Source organism: Ancylomarina sp. 16SWW S1-10-2, from assembly GCF_009669305.1.
Classification (GTDB): domain Bacteria; phylum Bacteroidota; class Bacteroidia; order Bacteroidales; family Marinifilaceae; genus Ancylomarina.
Genome location: NZ_SADB01000004.1, coordinates 130,324 through 149,679, shown reverse-complemented (window position 1 = coordinate 149,679; position 19,356 = coordinate 130,324). Strand labels below are relative to the sequence as shown.

The 19,356-nt window shown below is 33.0% G+C and carries 15 protein-coding genes, 1 tRNA gene and 1 pseudogene; 7 read left to right on the top strand and 10 right to left on the bottom strand.

Features of this window, described 5'->3' with window-relative positions:
- Positions 1-354 precede the first annotated feature (354 nt).
- Both EMN46_RS20375 and EMN46_RS20370 read right to left on the bottom strand, forming a co-directional pair.
- A complete protein-coding gene (locus EMN46_RS20375; RefSeq protein WP_368667496.1) occupies positions 355-417 on the bottom strand; it encodes a hypothetical protein in 63 nt (20 codons plus the stop codon).
- 208 nt (positions 418-625) lie between these two features.
- A pseudogene (locus EMN46_RS20370) lies at positions 626-1,897 on the bottom strand (DUF3352 domain-containing protein); the annotation flags it as partial.
- Between the two features lie 593 nt (positions 1,898-2,490).
- Here EMN46_RS20370 and dusB point away from each other — a divergent pair.
- Entirely contained in the window at positions 2,491-3,483 is a 993-nt protein-coding gene (gene dusB / locus EMN46_RS04650) for a tRNA dihydrouridine synthase DusB (protein ID WP_368667494.1), read from the top strand.
- Between the two features lie 83 nt (positions 3,484-3,566).
- Here dusB and EMN46_RS04645 read toward each other — a convergent pair whose 3' ends face one another.
- The 3 genes from EMN46_RS04645 to rbfA all read right to left on the bottom strand — a co-directional run bounded on the left by EMN46_RS04645 (position 3,567) and on the right by rbfA (position 5,950).
- A complete protein-coding gene (locus EMN46_RS04645) occupies positions 3,567-4,226 on the bottom strand; it encodes a hypothetical protein (RefSeq protein WP_154199513.1) in 660 nt (219 codons plus the stop codon).
- A gap of 119 nt (positions 4,227-4,345) precedes the next feature.
- Positions 4,346-5,488 (bottom strand): ABC transporter permease, encoded by a 1,143-nt coding sequence (locus EMN46_RS04640; RefSeq protein ID WP_229130272.1) that lies wholly within the window; start codon positions 5,486-5,488, stop codon positions 4,346-4,348.
- A 123-nt stretch (positions 5,489-5,611) separates the two neighbouring features.
- Positions 5,612-5,950, bottom strand: a complete 339-nt coding sequence (gene rbfA, locus EMN46_RS04635; RefSeq protein ID WP_154199511.1) for a 30S ribosome-binding factor RbfA — start codon at positions 5,948-5,950, stop codon at positions 5,612-5,614.
- Between the two features lie 620 nt (positions 5,951-6,570).
- Between rbfA and EMN46_RS04630 the strand changes: the two genes are divergently transcribed.
- The 4 genes from EMN46_RS04630 (at position 6,571) to EMN46_RS04615 (ending at position 10,283) form a co-directional block, all read left to right on the top strand.
- Positions 6,571-8,085: a GH3 auxin-responsive promoter family protein gene (locus EMN46_RS04630; RefSeq protein WP_154199510.1), complete on the top strand. Its 1,515-nt coding sequence runs from the start codon at positions 6,571-6,573 to the stop codon at positions 8,083-8,085.
- Between the two features lie 10 nt (positions 8,086-8,095).
- Positions 8,096-8,860 carry a hypothetical protein gene (locus tag EMN46_RS04625; protein WP_154199509.1) on the top strand — a complete coding sequence of 255 codons (765 nt, stop codon included), beginning with the start codon at positions 8,096-8,098 and terminating at the stop codon, positions 8,858-8,860.
- Positions 8,861-8,962: 102 nt separating this feature from the next.
- Positions 8,963-9,592 (top strand): deoxynucleoside kinase, encoded by a 630-nt coding sequence (locus tag EMN46_RS04620; protein WP_154199508.1) that lies wholly within the window; start codon positions 8,963-8,965, stop codon positions 9,590-9,592.
- Between the two features lie 76 nt (positions 9,593-9,668).
- Positions 9,669-10,283 carry a deoxynucleoside kinase gene (locus EMN46_RS04615; protein WP_154199507.1) on the top strand — a complete coding sequence of 205 codons (615 nt, stop codon included), beginning with the start codon at positions 9,669-9,671 and terminating at the stop codon, positions 10,281-10,283.
- A gap of 87 nt (positions 10,284-10,370) precedes the next feature.
- On the opposite strand, the gene recO is transcribed toward EMN46_RS04615, so the two are convergent.
- The 4 genes from recO to EMN46_RS04595 all read right to left on the bottom strand — a co-directional run bounded on the left by recO (position 10,371) and on the right by EMN46_RS04595 (position 13,843).
- Positions 10,371-11,096, bottom strand: coding sequence for a DNA repair protein RecO (recO, locus tag EMN46_RS04610; RefSeq protein WP_154199506.1), 726 nt, complete (start codon positions 11,094-11,096; stop codon positions 10,371-10,373).
- A 64-nt stretch (positions 11,097-11,160) separates the two neighbouring features.
- Entirely contained in the window at positions 11,161-11,733 is a 573-nt protein-coding gene (locus EMN46_RS04605) for a non-canonical purine NTP diphosphatase (protein ID WP_154199505.1), read from the bottom strand.
- A 154-nt stretch (positions 11,734-11,887) separates the two neighbouring features.
- Positions 11,888-12,712: a universal stress protein gene (locus EMN46_RS04600; RefSeq protein WP_154199504.1), complete on the bottom strand. Its 825-nt coding sequence runs from the start codon at positions 12,710-12,712 to the stop codon at positions 11,888-11,890.
- Positions 12,713-13,018: 306 nt separating this feature from the next.
- Positions 13,019-13,843 carry a universal stress protein gene (locus EMN46_RS04595; protein ID WP_154199503.1) on the bottom strand — a complete coding sequence of 275 codons (825 nt, stop codon included), beginning with the start codon at positions 13,841-13,843 and terminating at the stop codon, positions 13,019-13,021.
- A 342-nt stretch (positions 13,844-14,185) separates the two neighbouring features.
- Between EMN46_RS04595 and EMN46_RS04590 the strand changes: the two genes are divergently transcribed.
- The gene (locus EMN46_RS04590) at positions 14,186-15,229 is read left to right on the top strand and encodes a glycosyltransferase family 9 protein (protein ID WP_154199502.1); all 1,044 of its coding nucleotides are present in this window, start codon (positions 14,186-14,188) and stop codon (positions 15,227-15,229) included.
- 267 nt (positions 15,230-15,496) lie between these two features.
- Here the strand turns inward: EMN46_RS04590 and EMN46_RS04585 are convergent.
- Positions 15,497-15,570 (bottom strand) — tRNA-Gln (locus EMN46_RS04585).
- 256 nt (positions 15,571-15,826) lie between these two features.
- On the opposite strand from EMN46_RS04585, the gene EMN46_RS04580 reads away from it, so the two are divergent.
- A complete protein-coding gene (locus EMN46_RS04580) occupies positions 15,827-18,925 on the top strand; it encodes a DUF2723 domain-containing protein (protein ID WP_154199501.1) in 3,099 nt (1,032 codons plus the stop codon).
- Positions 18,926-19,356 lie beyond the last annotated feature (431 nt).

Sequence of the window (19,356 nt, the reverse complement as noted above, 5' to 3'; positions counted from 1 at the left end):
CTTGTCCTTTTCTATTTAGAAAGTAAACACGATACTCATCAGCAAATACGATATAATCCTTTCCTTTTATTCTAAAATGCTGAACCTCACTTATAATTGGATTTTCAGCCTTCTTAAATTTCCAACCATTAAGAAGTTTACCATCTTTTGAGTAGGCATATACCTTTCGATCTTCCCCTGGCACAAAGAATCGATAGCTTCTATTATTACTATAATCGAAAACAGAAAGGCCTCTTACCGCTTTTGCACGTAAAAGAACTGGATATTTCCCCACATCTTTTCCATTTCTATCGATTAAATACAACTTATCCTCACTCACAAATACATATTGTAACTTATTATTTCTAAACGCATCTATTTGATACACTTCGCCAACAATAGGAGAAGATAAGGGACGCTTCCAAAGAATTCTACCAGATGCTGAGTTAATAAGATAAAGCTGATTATTTAAATCTTGAACCAAAACCTCATACTCTTGCGTGTAATGATTTTTCACCAAAAAAGGCTTATGCACAAAAGCCGTATCCAAACGAGATTCCCAAACCGTTTGTGGCGCTAATTCCAAAATAGGATTGTGCTTCACAAAAATATTATTGTAAATCAAATCTTCGTTGGCAGTCATCTGTAAACCAATGGCTTGAAATTTATTTAAACCTTCTCTTTGTTCTAATAAGTCTTCTCTAAAATCCTCATCAAAAAAACTAGAAATCACCTTATTAGATCGAGGCATTGAGGTATAAAAAAAGAAATTAGCCTTATTCGACAAGTATTCTTTGCTCCCATCGTAAACAGGATCTTTATCCAAGGTTTTTCTCAAGAAAGAAGCATGCACAAATTCCGATAATTGAGCTTTAGTCTCTCCAAAAATCAGGTAATTATCAAAAATAGTTACATAATTTGTTGGAGCACCTTTAAACATTCTACCAAATATTTTCTCAAAAATGAAATCATCAGGCATTCTAAACACATCAAATTTTGTTGCTCCATCGAGCTTTAATGTTGTAGAATAATACGATAAACTACGTTGTGTCTTTTCTGCATAAAGTGATAACATCTTAACCAACTTATCCTTAGCTGCACTAGATGATTTAGTTCGTATAATAGAAAACTGTTTATCAACTTGATTATCAAGATAAACCAAAGCAATTTCCTTATGAATAAGTGAATAAAACAAGGTTTCAAGATCTGATCCTGTTTTATCCTTTAACTCTTTTAAACCTGCCAAGTATGCTGCCATACCTCCGTTACCCTTTAAAAATTTTCGATAAGCGACTTTATGCTGATCAGGATCATTCATACCAAGGATAGCAACTAAACCTGAATTTGCAGGCAATACCGATTCCATCTCCATTTTAACAGCATCCTGTTTCATGAAAACGTTCAAATAATTATTCTCTTGCTGATTTGAGTATGTGAACCCATTTAATAGAACCAAGTGATCGCGAAAGCTAAGATCTAGCTCAATCCAATTTCCAAATTGTGAGTAATTATTAATGTATGATTTAATCTCCTTATCAAAAAAAGAAGCAACCTGCTTTTGACATTTCTTTAAATTAAAATAAATATTAGCATCAACATTTTCGCCTTTGGTTTTAAAAACCTGAGCAAATCCTTTCGATTCACTTATGGATCCAGATTGCTCAAACTGACGAACAGAATTCTCAAGATAGATCATCGATGAACTCAATAACATCAAACCATTACTATAACAATAGTGCAAAGACTTTTTATTAGAATTAGCTATTGAGAGAGTGTATAAACTTAAACCATTATATCTTCGAGTATCCAACTCCTTATTTTTACTAAAGCTGTTTTGAATAAAAGATTGAATTCTCTTTTCCTCAAGATAACTTCGCACAGGCAATATATAAAGGTATTCCACCTGATTTTTCCCCATAATCTGACTAGCAATCGTTAAGGGACGGTTTAAATCTAACTCTGACTCCGAAGAAGAACTATTGATTAAATCAGAAAGATCTTTAAGATTCTTATTTATATCGCTAAGTGTTTTAAACTGACAAAGTTCTTTCCAAACACCAGTGTTCTCGCCTAATTTTGAAATCAGATCTTCAAAATTATCAAAATGAATCATAATTTCAGAAGAAGAGGGAATTGCCAAAAATGGATTACAAGTCTTATATTCTTTCTGTTTTTGCATATAGAAATAGGCCACCACAAGTATTCCTACAAAGAATATGGCCAAAAAGGGAATCAAACTTTTTTTAAACATATAGACAAGATTTCTCAGTATATTTAGATCATTAAAAACAAAATTAACAATTTTAACTAAAAGTATATTACACATATTGGCTTGCTTTTAGTTAAAAAATACTTGTTCCAATAAGCCTCTTTTTAATTTAAGGATCTATTCTATCTTTGCATTCTAATAAAAAGAACATCAAACACAATTTTAGATAACCTAAATTGTATTTTTTTTACGTTTAAGTTGTGTTTTTTTATCAGTTGTACGAGGCTCTAATAAGGTATAAAGTGAAGATAGGAAATTTAGATTTAGGGAACCAACCAGTTTTACTGGCACCCATGGAAGATGTAACTAACCCACCATTTCGTTTGTTGTGCAAACAATATGGTGCAGATTTAATGTACACCGAATTCATTTCATCCGATGCACTTATTCGATCGGTAAATCGTACAATGAAAAAATTAACCATTCTTGAAGATGAGCGACCTGTTGCCATCCAAATTTATGGAAAAGATATAGATGCCATGGTTGGGGCAGCAAAAATTGTAGAGCAAGCTAATCCGGAATTCATCGATATAAACTTTGGTTGCCCTGTACGTAAAGTTGCCACTAAAGGTGCGGGAGCTGGTATGCTTCAAAATATTCCTTTAATGCTTAAGATTACCGAAGAAGTCGTAAAGGCTGTAAACATTCCTGTCACGGCTAAAACCCGATTAGGATGGGACGATGATTCTAAAATTATTGTTGATTTAGCAGAACAATTACAAGACACAGGAATTCAAGCCTTAACTGTTCATGGCCGTACTCGTTGCCAAATGTATACCGGCCAGGCCGATTGGGATTTAATTGGGAAAGTAAAAAACAACCCTCGAATGCGCATTCCAATTATTGGCAATGGTGATATTACAAATCCAATAATTGCCAAAGAAGCCTTCGATAAATATGGTGTAGATGCCATAATGATTGGCCGTGCTGCAGTTGGTAAACCTTGGATTTTCCGCGATGTGAAACACTATCTTAAAACAGGTGAACTCTTAGCTCCTGCAACTGTAGCCCAACAAGTCGAAATGCTAAAACAACAAATAGATGCTGCAATTGATTGGATAGACGAAAAACGAGGTATCCTACACATGCGTCGTCATATGGCTGGCATGTTTAAAGGGCTGTATAATTTTAAATCTACTCGTATAGAAATGCTTCGTTCAGGAAGTTACGATGAACTAATGCTTATACTTGATCGTATTTCAAGTGACTGGGGAGAAAACATTTCAGAAGATTAATAATTTCTGATATTAATAAAAGACAAAAAAGCTGGCTAAGTCGAAAGACTAACCAGCTTTTTATATGTTTTTTTTAAAAGAATCTACTTCATCAACTTAGGCAATTCACTAACAAAATAAGCAGGATTCGAAATCTTATATTCCTCACTTCGCTTACTCCAATTCATTGTCGCTTTTACAACAACATTAGATCGCAATAAAGCAATTTGCTCAAGACTTAAATTCAAATGCGTTTTATAAGTCGAAAAACCATATTTCACATATTCTTTAGGCTCAAATTCTTCAGTATAATTTAGTTCAACAATTTTACCTCCCATTAATTCAAGGTTGATTGAACAGCCTTCTTTAATGAATCCAAAGTAAGAATAGCCTTCACCCGTCATAACTTTCCAGTCAATATTTAATTGAACTTCACCATCTTTTGAGACAAGGTTTAGGTCTGCATTTACAATATTCTTAAGCTTAAAGTATTTCTTAAGCTTCGCACTTGGTCCATTTAAGAAATTTAGCTTCTGAGTTTCAGCATCCTTCAACTCAATTTTCGAATTTATCACTTTAGGCATCTCGGCAACAACCTGATTCGTAGCTGGAAGACTTTCAGTTGATTTATTATCAACATATTTCCAAGTTCCATTTTCAAATAAAACAACGACTCTACCAGAGTTCGTTTTTGCAACCTGCTGGGCCTGCGAAGTCATTCCCACACCAATAAAAAATAAAACAAAAAGAAAAATACGAGTCATAACTTAATATTTAGTTTTGATTATGATTCCTTATCACAATCCTTATAATTAACGCTAAAGTACATTTTTATTGTATTATCGAGATTCATTTCCTAAAAAAATTATTGTTTAAAAATCGATTAACCAACATTCAAAAATTTCCGAGTAAGATATTTAACTGGTAAACGAGATGCTAAATAACCAATAATTACGACCGTTACAAAAACTAAACTTACATCTATAAATTCAACTCGAACGGGATATGTTGAGAAAATAATATTGTCTCCTCCAATACTAACTAGACCAAATTTAAGTTGTAAATAACAAACTAAGACACCTAAAATTGTTCCAATCACAGCTCCTGAAAGTGAAATAAGCCAACCTTCGAGTAAAAAGATACGTTGTATCAAATTTTTATTCGCGCCTATACTTTTCAATGTCTCAATATCGTTTTGCTTATCGATAATAAGCATACTAAGAGATCCAATAATATTGAAAGATGCAATAACAAGAATAAAAGCTAAAATAAAAAAGATAGCCGTTTTCTCTGTTTCCATCATTTTAAAAAGCACATCGTGTTGCTGAAAACCATTTTTCACTTCATATTCATCACCTAATAGGTTTTGAATTTGCTTCTGCACCTCATCAGACTCATCAATATTCTTCAATTTAACTTCAATGGCACTCACCTCTTCTTGTTTGTCGAACAAACGACGAGCAAAGTCCATTGGAACTAAAACATATTGAGAATCGAAATCTTCCTGAATGGTAAAAACGCCTGAAGGGAAAAGAAAATCCATATTAAATGCATCCATAGGATTGATTCCAACTTTTGCATTTCTTTTGGGTACATAAAACTTAATTGGGTCGATAAAATTTAAGCCAACACCCAAATCTCTAGCAACATTATATCCCAATACAGCATAATTTCTATTCTTGTTTTGCAGAATAAATTTACCGTCTATCAACATGGTATCAATACCCGTCATCAACGCAAAATCTTCACTTACGCCTTTTACAATGGCCGGTCGTTGTCGCTTTCCATACTTTAAAAGCGCATTATCCTCCAAAGCTTCGGCATAAAACAGAACCTTGTCCATCTTCTTTATTTGCTCAAACGCTTTAGAATTGGGAACAAAAGATTTTCCAACGACTGATGTAATCTTTAAATCAGGATCAAAACTGCCATATAAATCTGTAATTAAGCCATTAAGCCCATTAAAAGCAGACAGAACGATAATTAAAGCCATTGTACCTAAACTAACACCCACTACCGATATCATTGAAATGATATTGATAACATTCTGTTTCTTTTTAGAAACTAAATAACGTTTGGCTATGTAAAAAGGTAAATTCAATTAGTTAGCTTAAAAATTAAACGTGGAGAAAGAGATTTGTAGGTGCAATTACTCATTCAAAATAGAATCAATATTTGCAATATAATCAAGAGAATCATCTACAAAGAAAGACAATTGTGGAACAATTCTTAATTGTTTTCCCACACGATTTCCCAATAAACGACGCATGTTCTTAGTTTGAACTTTAACCATTTGTAAAACAGCTTCTGACTGATCTGATGGAAAAATACTTAAGTACACTCTTGCTAACCCAAGGTCAGGACTGATTCTAACACGAGTAACCGAAATCATCTTTCCTTGAAAAAGATTACGTGATTCCATTTGAAAAATCTCACTTAAATCCTTTTGCAATAATCTCGATATCTTATTTTGTCTAGTTGATTCCATTAAATGTAAATTTCTTAATTTCTAAATTATCTTAGCAAAGATAGGTATTAATATATTATAGGTGTAGTTAATAATTATGAATTACGAATGACAAGCCCAATAACTCTCAGAAAGCAAACAAGCTCGTATGTAAAAACAGCTTTCCGATTATTAAAATCACTAGTAAAACAAAGGAAACTTGACCTCAGATTACACAAATTAAAGGGAATAATTAAAAATACAGAAAGAAATCACAAACCTCTAATACAAAATCTGCAGAGAGTATCTCCATAAGAACGATAAGCACATAATTTAAGGACTCATTATTGACAACTCAATTCCCTTTTTTAATCATTCATGCGCAAAACTTAGGAATGAGATAAAAAAGAACTCATCATGTTCCATAATTAATTTTTCAACGACTTTCAGAAAAATAAAGCCTAACAAAGTAAGTTTAACGATCTCATCATTGTCACAAAATAAAAGTATATGGAAACAGATGGAATATTACTTAGATTAAAAGTAATTCTATGTTTAACAGACAAAACAAAAGTTTAAAATAAAAAGGCGATATTTTAACAAGAATTATTTCCTATCTTAGCTAATAGTATAACTGCTAGTTCTAACTAATAAGTTAACATATGGCTCTAATTAATTCAATTGTTTCGTGGTTCAACACCAAGCGTCTTTCAGAAATTGAATTCATGAAAGAACACCCTATTGATATTCAGCACGAAGTCTTAACTCAACTGTTGGACAAAGCTAGGCACACTGAATGGGGTAAAGAGCATGACTTCCAATCCATTGATTCATTGGATGATTTTAAAGAACGTCTTCCAATTCAAACCTACGAAGACATAAAACCTTATGTGGACAGATTACGTAAGGGAGAGCAAAATATCTTTTGGCCTAGCGAAATCAAATGGTTTGCAAAATCATCTGGCACAACCAATTCTAAAAGCAAATTTATACCTGTAAGTAAAGAAGCCCTTGAAGATTGCCACTTTCGTGGAGGGAAAGATATATTAACTCTTTATACATCTCTATTTCCTGATACTGGCATACTCAAAGGTAAAGGACTTACCCTTGGTGGATCACATCATATCAATAATGTAAATAATGAATCATACTATGGTGATTTATCTGCCATACTTATTCAAAATCTTCCTTTCTGGGCCGATTTTATTCGTACTCCAGATACGTCCATCGTACTTTTGGACAAGTGGGAAGAAAAGCTCTATAAAATAACAGAAGCAACTATGAGTGAGAACGTAACAAGTCTGTCTGGCGTTCCATCTTGGTATTTAGTTTTACTAAAACATATCTTAAAAGTAAGTGGCAAAAAAAACATTCATGAAATTTGGCCTAATCTAGAATTGTTTGTTCATGGCGGTGTTTGCTTCGATCCATATCGTAACCAATTCGACTCCATACTCCTTCCTGAGAAAATGAATTATATGGAAACCTATAATGCATCCGAGGGATTTTTTGGAATACAAGACGATCTTAATGACAAATCTATGTTGTTAATGCTAGATTATGGTATCTATTATGAATTTATTCCTCTTGAAAATGTGGATGATGAAAATCCAAAAGTATTAAGTCTAGAGAATGTTGAATTACATAAAAATTACGCCATTATTATAACAACTAACGGAGGTTTATGGCGATACCAAATTGGAGACACCGTACAATTCACCTCTTTAAAACCCTTTAAATTCAAAATTTCAGGAAGAACAAAGCTCTTTATAAACGCATTTGGAGAAGAAATTATCATCGACAATGCAGAAAAAGCCATGCTACAAGCTTGTGAAAAAACCAATGCTATTATAAAAGACTATATGGGTGCTCCAATCTTTATGGCTAATGACAAAAAAGGGACACACCAATGGTTAATTGAATTTGAAAAGGCACCTGCCAACATTGATGAATTTAATTATCTATTTGACAATGCTTTGATGAATCAAAATTCAGACTATGAAGCTAAGCGATATAAAAACATTACACTTGACAAACCTGTTATAACTATAGCTCGTTCTGGGTTATTCTATGATTGGTTAAAGAAAAAAGGTAAATTAGGAGGCCAAAACAAAGTACCTCGATTAGCTAACGATAGAAAGCTTATTGAAGAAGTTTTAAGCATGAATCAGATTTAAATCATATTCAATGAAATTTTATATCAGCCTTCTTTTTCTTATTACAACACTTCAGGCTCACACACAAAATAATGATCGACAAATAGAAGTCGATCATTTTGGTAACATTTATACTATTGAAGGAATAGAATTAACTAAATATTCATCGAACAAGGAAGTTCTTTCCAATTTTTCAGATGCCCTACTTGGTGAAATCACTTCTGTTGATGTCTCCAATCCTCTTCGTATACAGTTATTTTACAAAGAGTTCAATCAAATCTTATATCTTAATCAAAGTTTAAGTCCAATTACCGATCCTATTGATCTATACACATATTCTGACAACGAAGCGCAAGTTTGTTGCGATGCTTCATCGGGAGGCTTTTGGATGTATAATAATGATGACAATCAAGTTTTTCAGGTTTCAAAACAAGGTGATATTATTAACAAAAGCGGTCTATTAACATCTTATTTCAAGGGTATTTCCCCCTCAAAACTGATAGAGTATCAAGAAAGGATATACTTTCTAATCCCAGCTCAAGGATTACTTATTCTAAATAAATTTGGTCAATTCTATCAACAAATTCCCATTCCAGGAATAATAGATTTTTGTATTAACAATCAAAAAGTCAACTACATAAAAAGTAACACTTGGTATAAATACGAGCCCTTATTAACATCGGATTCAATCATTTATCACATAAAAAATTCAGGCGTAATTAAGAGTCGAATTCTAAATGATAAAATTTATATGTACAGTGAAAACCAAATATCAATAAGATCACTAAAAGACTGATACAAAACCATCTATTTCCAAACTAAACTCAAGACATTGTATTCCTAAAAATTATGTGTAATTTTAGTTGATTTTTTAAAAAATTAAAACAAAAACATAACAATGCATATTGCTGTTGCAGGAAATATTGGGGCTGGGAAAACAACTTTAGCCGGTTTACTTTCAAAACATTATGGATGGGAAGCTCATTTCGAAGATGTTGACGAAAACCCATATCTAAACGATTTTTACAAAGATATGAAGCGTTGGTCGTTTGCCCTTCAAATTCATTTTTTAAACTCGCGTTTTAGCCAAGTATTGGCTTTGCGTCAATCTGGCAAAGAAATAATTCAAGATAGAACCATCTACGAAGATGCTCATATTTTTGCTCCGAATTTATATTCAATGAATTTGATGCTAAAACGAGATTTTGAAAATTACAAAGCCCTATTCGACGTTATGAGTGGTTTAATTCAACCGCCAGATTTACTCATATATCTTCGAGCATCAATCCCTACTTTAATTAAGCATATACAAAGTAGAGGTCGCGATTATGAAGAAACAATCCGCCTTGATTATCTAAAACGTCTTAACGAACGATACGAAGCTTGGATTTCGAACTACGATAAAGGAAAATTACTTATTATCGATGTTGATAATATTGATTTCATCAAAAATCCAAAGGATTTATCAGAAGTCATCTCTAAAATTGATGCCAACCTTAACGGTCTTTTCACAGAAAAAACAGTTTAGACACGCTTTCGCATCTCAGTTTATGCAAATATTGATCCGACTCTAATCGGATTTACAAACAGAAAATAATATCGCTATGCATATCGCAATTGCAGGAAATATAGGCTCAGGAAAAACAACACTTACAGAATTACTTGCCAAACAATACGGTTGGGAAGCTCACTTTGAAGATGTAAACGAAAATCCATACTTAAATGACTTTTACGAAGACATGAAGAGATGGTCATTCAACCTTCAGATTTATTTCCTTAAAAGTCGTTTCACTCAGATTATGGATATTAGAAAATCGGGGAAAAATGTCATTCAGGATAGAACCATATATGAAGATGCTCAGATTTTTGCGCCTAACTTATATGAAATGGAATTAATGAGCGAACGAGATTTCAATAATTACTCTAAGCTTTTTAAGCTAATGAGTTCTATGATTCAAGCTCCCGATTTATTAATATACCTACGTTCTTCAGTTCCTACTCTAGTTGATCATATTCAAAAAAGAGGTAGAGATTACGAAGAGACTATTCGCCTAGATTATCTTAATAATTTGAATACTCGCTACGAAAAATGGGTTGCAAACTACGACAGAGGTAAGCTATTAATTATTGATGCAGATAATATTGATTTTCTTAAAAACCCCAATGATCTTAATTCGATAATGGACAAGGTTGAAGCTCAAATTCACGGTTTATTTTAAAGAGATATATAACCAAAATAACAAAGCTCCAAGATCTTACATTCTAAGTTCTTGGAGCTTTTATTTTATAATAAAATAGCAATAGCATCAATCATTTAAATCTTCAAAAACAGACAAAGATTTTAATTTTGTGAAACCCTGACTATGCAGAGCATAAAAATTAAGAATAGCTCTAAGCAAAGCCTTAAGATCTTCAGACGACAAAACCAAAGTGTCTAAAGAACTTAATTCAGATTGCAGTATTAAGTGAAACACATAGCTAATATGAAGGTCCAAACAATGTGCGTGTCTATCGTCTAGCCTCACAAATACAGCGTTACCCAAATCAAAAAGCGGCTTTTCTTCCGACCAATTGTCAATCGGATTAAATCCGAGGAATCGAGTCAAATTAATTAAAAAATTAAGATGATAAGCCTTGGGAATATCATCTATCTGGATCAAATAGATAATATGATTACTCAAAAAACTAAAAAGTTGGGGATTACCTTCTTCCTCTTTTAAAACCTTATAAAGAACCTCTGCTAAAAATAAAACAAGTGGATTTTTGTACGTTTCAAAATTCAAGTGAGGTGATGATTCCGAGAACTGGACCTCCTTTATCATCTGAAGACTCTTTCCATCACGATGAGACACATTCATATCTAAAAGGAAAAGAGATTGAAAAAGATTTCCCTTAGTTCTAGACTTCTTAGATCTTCCTCCTTTAATTATATAGGTCTGCTTTCCAAATTTCTCTGTGTATGCGTGTACAATTAAGCTTGTTTCACCATACTTAATCGAACCTAAAATAATCGCTTCCGTTCTATGAATCATACTGCAAAAATAAGTCGAATAATGTCAGGCAATAGAACCTTATTTAAAAGATAATAAACAGTTCTTACTTAAGTAAATATTCAACTAATTTACGAACCGCATTTCCTCTGTGACTAATTTTATTTTTCTCATTAATAGACATTTCTGCAAAAGACACATCGTAAGATTTGGGTTGAAATATGGGATCATAACCAAAACCATCTTTCCCTTTTTCTTCAAGTAATATATCGCCATTTACAATACCTTCGAACTGTGTCTCTTTGCCATCAATAATCAAAGATATAACCGTTCTAAATCGAGCTTCTCTCTCCTCAACACCATCTAACCTTTGAAGCACCTTCTTCATATTATCCTCAGATGAACGCGAACTGCCAGCATATCGAGCTGAATAAACGCCTGGCTCGTTGTTTAATGAAGCAACCTCTAATCCTGTATCATCAGCAAAACAATTCAAACCAAACTTCTCATAAATATAATGTGCCTTTTGACTTGCATTCTCTTCAAGTGTTTCATGATCTTCAGGAATTTCATCTTGACAATTAATATCTGCCAAACTTAAAACCTGAAATTCATTTCCTAACATATTCTGAAGTTCAGAAAGTTTGTGTTTGTTGTTTGTTGCAAAAACAAGTTTCATATTGTGGATTTTATAATTTATCTGTGTTAAAATTTAGGCAAAGATAATGGCATTCTTTAAATATCTACCTATCATTTAAACGATGCCACATGAACCTTAAACGAAAAAAGTCCCATTTTTTAAATGGAACTTCAACTTATAAAGTTTTTATTGATTATTTAAAAGGTAAAAACCTCCACATTTTCCAAACAGATGTGATACACATAACTGGAATTTTCTCTTTATTTGCAATCAGATAATGACTTTTAGGTGTCGTAAAAAGACTTCTATATCCAAATTTCCTTTTAGTTAAATTAAAGATCAGGTCTACTCCTTTCTTTCGAGAAAAATTAACAATCGAATTATTAAAATCATAGACACTAAAACATTCACTTTCAAAATCTATCCTTTCTTTTTTCAAATAATTCTTTGCAAACGCAACATTTCTAAAAGCCTTCTTATTCATACCCGGTTCTGCAAACTCAGGATAAACCAGATAAACTTTTATCGTAATATAACGAGCAAAATAGGCGAGCCATTTCAACAAAAGCTTACTTTCTCTATTTTGATCTATTGGACAAAGAATAGTAAAAGTACTTCGAGAACGCTTAGGTCTTTGAACAACAATTGAAGGGATAACAGCTCCAGAAATCACATTTAAAATTGAAGTACCTATATATTTTTGAATTCCCTTAAAACCATCAATTCCAACAAAAATCATACTTGCTTGATTTTTATCAGCGGCTTTCTTTAAACCACTATGAAAAGAACCAACCTCTACAATAGTACGTACATGCTTTCCTTTTCTTGCAAAGACATCAGCAGCAATCTTATCAAGCTTACTTTTTGCTTCTTTAACAAACGACTCTTTTTTTACGACACATATTAAACAAACACTCAATTTTGTAGCCGAGGCATAAAACAAGGCATGATCCAAGGCGTACTCCGAAACACCTTTAAAATCCCATGGAACAAATATTGTTTTTCCGCTTTCTATCATCTTTAGTATTTTGATAAATCATTTTGCAATTCCCCTTCATCAATGCTTCTTTGAAAAAATACGAATAAAAAAATCAGATTTAATTTCAATTAAAATTAAACCTGAAAAAACAGTGTTTTATTATGCCATTTCCAAATTCGCTATTACTAAGTTAACAAAACAAAGATGAATAACAAAAAAATACAGCTATTATCATCAATCAAAAAGCGTTGGAATTACCTTATTACTAAAGCATATTGACACTTCTACAGGGAATAAGGATCAATATAATTTAATCATAATTCGAAGCATATTCACAATCTAATTTTATTTATAAGAAACATATGACAACAAATCTTTACGTGGATTCAAACAAAACACAGAAATTTTCTCTTTATTGGCAATTAAATATTGAATTTTTGAAGCCGAAAAAAAGTTCAGAACTTTTGTTCTTCTATTTGTAATTGTAAAGATTAAATCCGCCTTTTTTTTCTTAGCATAATCAACAATAGCATCATTGAATCGATTTGAGTTCAACTTCACTTCATTGTATTGGATCCTATAACTATTCAAATATTTTTTTGAAAATTTGACATTAGCTAAAGTACGTCTTACTCTTGCTTTACTTTTATATTCAGGATAAACCAATGTAATTTCAGCATCAAGAATATGAGCAAGATAAGCTACCCAATACAGCACCTCTTTACTCTCTTTTCTATGATCAATAGGACACACTAAGGAGTATCTGGTGTGTTTTTCGAGAGGAGCTTGCACAATCACAAAAGGTATAGAAGAATCCATTATCATCTTTAATGCATTACTCCCCGTATAATTTTGAAGACCTTTTATACCATGAGTTCCCACAAAAACAACTGCTGCAGAAACTTCTTTTGCTACTAATTTTAAGTCTTGAGACACACTTCCACATCGAACAATCATCTCAATAACCTTCCCTTTGTCTTGATAAACTCTATCAACAACCTTTTGCATATCAAGCTTCATTTTTTCTGCATCAGATTCTCGCTTGATAATATGCACCAAATACAACTTCATATTGGTTTGATATGAATAATACAAAGCATGCTCTAAAGCAAGTTCTGAATATTCTGAAAAATCCCAACCAACAACTATCGCTTTCCCTCTCTCTTTCATATCCGTAGGATTAAATGTATTACCATTATAAAACCTAAATGAACACACCAAATAAGAACCTCTCACAAACTTTCTTTAAACACGTAAATTAATTTGTTGCGAAACCCTCAACGATCCTTCCTTTAGCTCTGATATACAATTTACTAAGACTAAATCTGTTTTCAACGAGATTTTTGACAACAGGCTCTATTTCTATGGTTAATTTCATCCAAATAAAAATTTCAGAAAAAAAAAGTACAAAAACAGATCATTTTTCATCGCTCATGACTTCTTTATCCAGTTTATAATTCAACTTTTGAGAAAAAACTTTCTAATTTTGTTGTTCAAGCTTAAAAAAAATTCATGCCTAAAAAATTCCTCATCATCCGCTTTTCTTCAATAGGTGACATTATACAATGTATGACCGTTGTCGATGGCATAAAAAATCACTATCCTGACGCTGAAATTCATTGGATTGCAAGAAAAGATATGTCTTCTTTCCTAGCTATGGACGATCGTATTACAAAAATTTGGGGATTTGACAGAAAAGCTGGCTTTAAGGGTTTATTGAAACAAGCCAAAGAACTAAAAAAAGAAAAATTCGATTATATATTCGATGCGCATAGCAACATTCGCTCTATTGTTCTTAAAACAGTCTTAGTTCCTAGGCTAAAACGTTGGTTTGGCCTTGGACCGAAATACACGCTTCGTAGTAAAGACAGAATAAAACGTATTCTTTTATTCAAATTCCGAATTGATAAATTTCCTATGCCTTTTAGAGGCATGATGTCATTTAGAAAACCGCTTAAAAAATGGGGTATTACTGATTTCTCTATCAATAAAACGGATTGGTATTTTCCTGAAGAACTAAAACAAAAGATCGACACCAACATTCTTAACTTTAAGGATAAAGGCAATTTAAAGTTAATTACACTTGTGCCTTCGGCTGCATGGCCAATGAAACGCTGGCCTGTTGCGCATTGGCAAAAACTTGTTTTGAATTTACCCGATTACAAATTTATGATTTTGGCTGGCCCAGATGATTTATTTTGTAAGGAAATAGAAGACATTGCTCCCAATCGAATTCTTAATTTAACAGGAAAAACCAATCTCTTGGAATCTTGTTATCTGATACAAAAATCACAATTAGTTATTTCTGGAGACACCGGTTTTCTTCATGCTGCGGATAAATTTGGGATTAAAGCTTTATCACTAATGGGACCTACAGCCTTTGGATTTACTAGTGGTGATCAAATTAAAACGCTAGAAGTAGATCTTAAATGTCGTCCCTGCACAAAAGATGGATCAGGAAAATGCTCTCAGGATGTCTATCAAAAATGTATGGTTGATATTTCTCCTGAATGGGTGGCTAGAGAAGCTATTGCGATGTTTTCAGATAAAATATAAAATAGATCCACTTCTTATTATTCTTGTGATTTATGCCAAATTTAAGGAATTCATCAAAATGCTAAAGGGAAATAACGAGCGGGGAAGCTCCCGCTTAGTAAATATCCATTCAAATTTGAATGGATAAAAAAGTAAAAGTCAAACAGCTTAAATAAAACAAATAACCACACAAATTACAACGCAATATATTAAACCTTAATTATCAACACCTTACAAAAAACTTAAGGCATAAAAAAAGCTCCGATTGTAAAATCGAAGCTTAAATTTTGGTTGTCCCACAAGGACTCGAACCTTGAATGCCTGTACCAAAAACAGGTGTGTTACCATTACACCATGGGACAATACCTTTGCTCAATATCCTTAGAGCACTGCAAATGTAAACAAATTTTTCATTCTGCAAAAAAAAAAAAATTTTTTTACAAAACACGTGTATCTAAATGCTTAAAAATGACTATTTTCAGGCTTTAATTATTTTTGTAAACAAAGAGATATATCAGTAAAACCGTATGGTCTAAAAAAATATGCCATCTTTGTTTGTCAAAAATTAGAAAATATTAAAATTGAACTCATCATATCCTATAAATTTTAGATAATAATATGTCGGAAAACAAAAAACTGTCGAATTCAGATTACGGTCGATATAACATTATTCTAGGTTGGCTAGCTTTTGCTATTGCAGCCATAACCTACACTTTAACCATGGAACCTTCAGCCAGCCTGTGGGATTGTGGTGAATTTATTACAACAGCACATGGTTTAGAAGTTGGTCACCCTCCTGGGGCTCCTCTTTTCATGATTATTGCACGCTTCTTTTCCCTATTTGCTCCAGACCCATCATATGTGGCTCTCATGGTCAACTTCATGTCTGCACTTGCTTCGGGATTTACTATTATGTTTTTGTTTTGGACAATCACTCATCTTGCTAAGAAATTATTTATAAAAGATAGTGAAATAAGCTTGACAAATGGTGTTGCTGTTTTTGGAGCAGGAATGGTTGGAGCACTTGCTTACACTTTTTCTGACACGTTTTGGTTCTCAGCTGTTGAGGGTGAAGTTTATGCTTTATCGTCCCTATTTACAGCAGTTGTATTTTGGGCTATCTTAAAATGGGAAAATGTAGCTAACGAGAAATATGCCAACCGTTGGATTATTCTCATTGCTTATCTAATGGGACTTTCTATTGGAGTTCACCTTTTAAACTTATTGGCAATTCCCGCTATCGTATTTGTATATTATTTCAAAAAATACGAACCAACACGAAATGGTATTCTGGCTTCTTTAGGTATATCTCTTGTTATCTTAGGAGCTATCATGTATGGTATTATTCCTGGTGTAGTAAAAGTTGCTTCGTGGTTCGAGCTTGCTTTCGTAAATGGAATGGGAGCTCCTTACAACACTGGCGTTTTAATATATGGCATTGCCATGGTTGCTCTTATAGTTTGGACTATCAACTATTCAATTAAGCACAACAAGGTTATTCTGAATACCATTATGACTTCTTTTGTTGTCATCATGATTGGTTATTCTTCATTTGCTATGATTGTTATTCGTTCATCAGCCAATCCTCCTATGGATGAGAATAATCCGGATAACGTATTTGCTCTATTGTCCTATCTAAATCGTGAACAATATGGCGACAGACCTCTTGTTTATGGAGAATATTACAATGCTCCGGTTTTGAGTGTGAAATACACAACACCAATTTATATTCAAAAAGGAGATAAATATGTTATTGCTTCACGTAAACCTTCTTACGAATTCGATTCTCGATTTAACACCATATTTCCACGTATGTACAGCTCAAATGCTAGTCATGTGCGCGATTACAAATACTGGGGCGGTGATTCGAAAAACAACCCAATAACAGTAGATAACGGAAATGGTCCTGAAATGATCTACAAACCTAGCTTTGGAGATAACTTAAGCTTCTTTTTCAGCTATCAGTTCAATAATATGTATTGGCGCTACTTTATGTGGAATTTTGCAGGTCGACAAAACGATATTCAAAACCATGGCGGTATCCGAAATGGGAATTGGATTTCTGGTATTCAATTCTTAGATGAAATGCGATTAGGTAATCAGGATAAATTATATTCTGAACTCAAAAATAAAAAATCTAGAAATACCTATTTCTTCCTCCCTTTCCTTTTAGGATTAATAGGCATATTCTTTCAACTAAATGCTGGTAAAGAAGGCAAAAAAGATTTTTGGGTCGTTATGCTGCTTTTCCTACTCACAGGATTAGCCATTGTAGTCTATCTGAATCAAACACCTTATCAGCCTCGTGAACGAGATTACGCTTATGCTGGATCGTTCTATGCATTTGCTATATGGATTGGATTTGGTGTATTAGGAATCTACAAATTCCTTAAAAATAAAATGCCCGCTTTAGCATCTGCAGGTTTGGTTACCTTAATTTGCCTTATTGCTGTTCCGGGTCTTATGGCTCAACAAAATTGGGACGATCATGATAGAAGTGGACGATATGCAACATTAGCCTATGCTAAAGATTATCTAAATTCATGTGATCCTAACGCTATTCTGTTTACTTATGGCGATAACGACACCTTCCCTCTTTGGTATGCACAAGAAGTTGAAGGTATTCGTCGAGACATTCGTATTGTCAACATCAGTTTATTGGCCGGCGATTGGTACATCAATCAGATGCGTAAAAAAGCCTACGATTCTGATCCTGTTCCAATGAGTTTAAGTGCAGAAAAAGTAGAACCAGGTATTCGTGATCAGGTTCCTGTAATTGATCACTTAAAGGGGCAACCAGAAGATTTAGCAAAACTGATTGAGTTCGTTGGTAGCGATAATAAACGTACCCGTCTTGAAACTCAATCAGGAAAAATGATGGATTATTTCCCTGGTAAACATATTTATTTGCCTGTTGATTCAGCTAAAGTTGTGAATAATGGAACTGTTCAAAAAGGAGATGTTAATTTAATTGCTGATCGACTAGATTGGACATTGAAAAGCGATTACCTATATAAAAACAGCATGATGATTCTTGATATCATTGCTACCAACAATTGGGATCGTCCTATATATTTCTCAATTGGAATGGGGCCTGAAAATTATTTAGGTCTTGAAAAATATTTCCAGTTGGAAGGTGCTGCGTATCGCCTAGTTCCCATTGAGGCTGAAAACTCATACGGTGAATATGGACGTATAAATTCAGACTTGCTTTACGATAACATGATGAATAAGTTTGAGTATGGACGTATTAAAGAGCCAGATGTATATATGGATCAATTCCATATTATTACTTGTGGTATCATGTCGTTCCGCTCAAATCATGTTCGACTGGCAGCTAAACTTAACGACGAGAACAAACCAGAAAAAGCAATTAAAGTGCTTGATAGATGTATGGAAGAATTACCTACTTCAAAAATTCCTATAGACTATTCATTGGTTGGTTTTATTCAAGAATATTATCGTGCAGGAGCAACCGAAAAAGCAAACAAATTGCTTCTTCAAATTGCCCAGAACTCGTATGAGAAGTTAGACTATTTTCTTTCTCTCGAACCTGTTTTTTACGAGAGTATTCAAACAGATCAACAACGAGAAATTAGAATTGTTCAAATGCTAATGGGAGTTGCCGAAGCTGGTGGTCAAAATGACATTAAAGATAAAATACAACGAGACATTGAGGGTTTATTTACAACCTACAAAGAAAATAGTATACAATAATAACTAAGATAAAGGCTGCGAAAATCGCAGCCTTTTACTTTTAAAATAAGTGAAATTAAAACAGAATAGTATCTCTCTCCTTTATAATAAAATTGTATAACTTAGATACGAATTATAAAATCTGACATTTAACCCTGAATTTAAATTATGATCCCTAACAACAAACACGCAAAAATCATATTTATACTTGGTGCAATATTAGGAATAATTGCATCAGCCCTAAAAGTAAGTAACATAGGAATAGCTGATTATATTCTTGGCTCAGGTATATTTCTAATGGTATCAGCCGCTGCTATTTTATATTATAATTTCGCAAAGTAGAATAGGACAAAAAGTTACCAATCTGATATAAATTGCCTAAAAGAATAAGCAAAAGCTTAATTCTCTATATTTTGATCAGCATAATAAGCCTATTAATACTAAAACGTAAG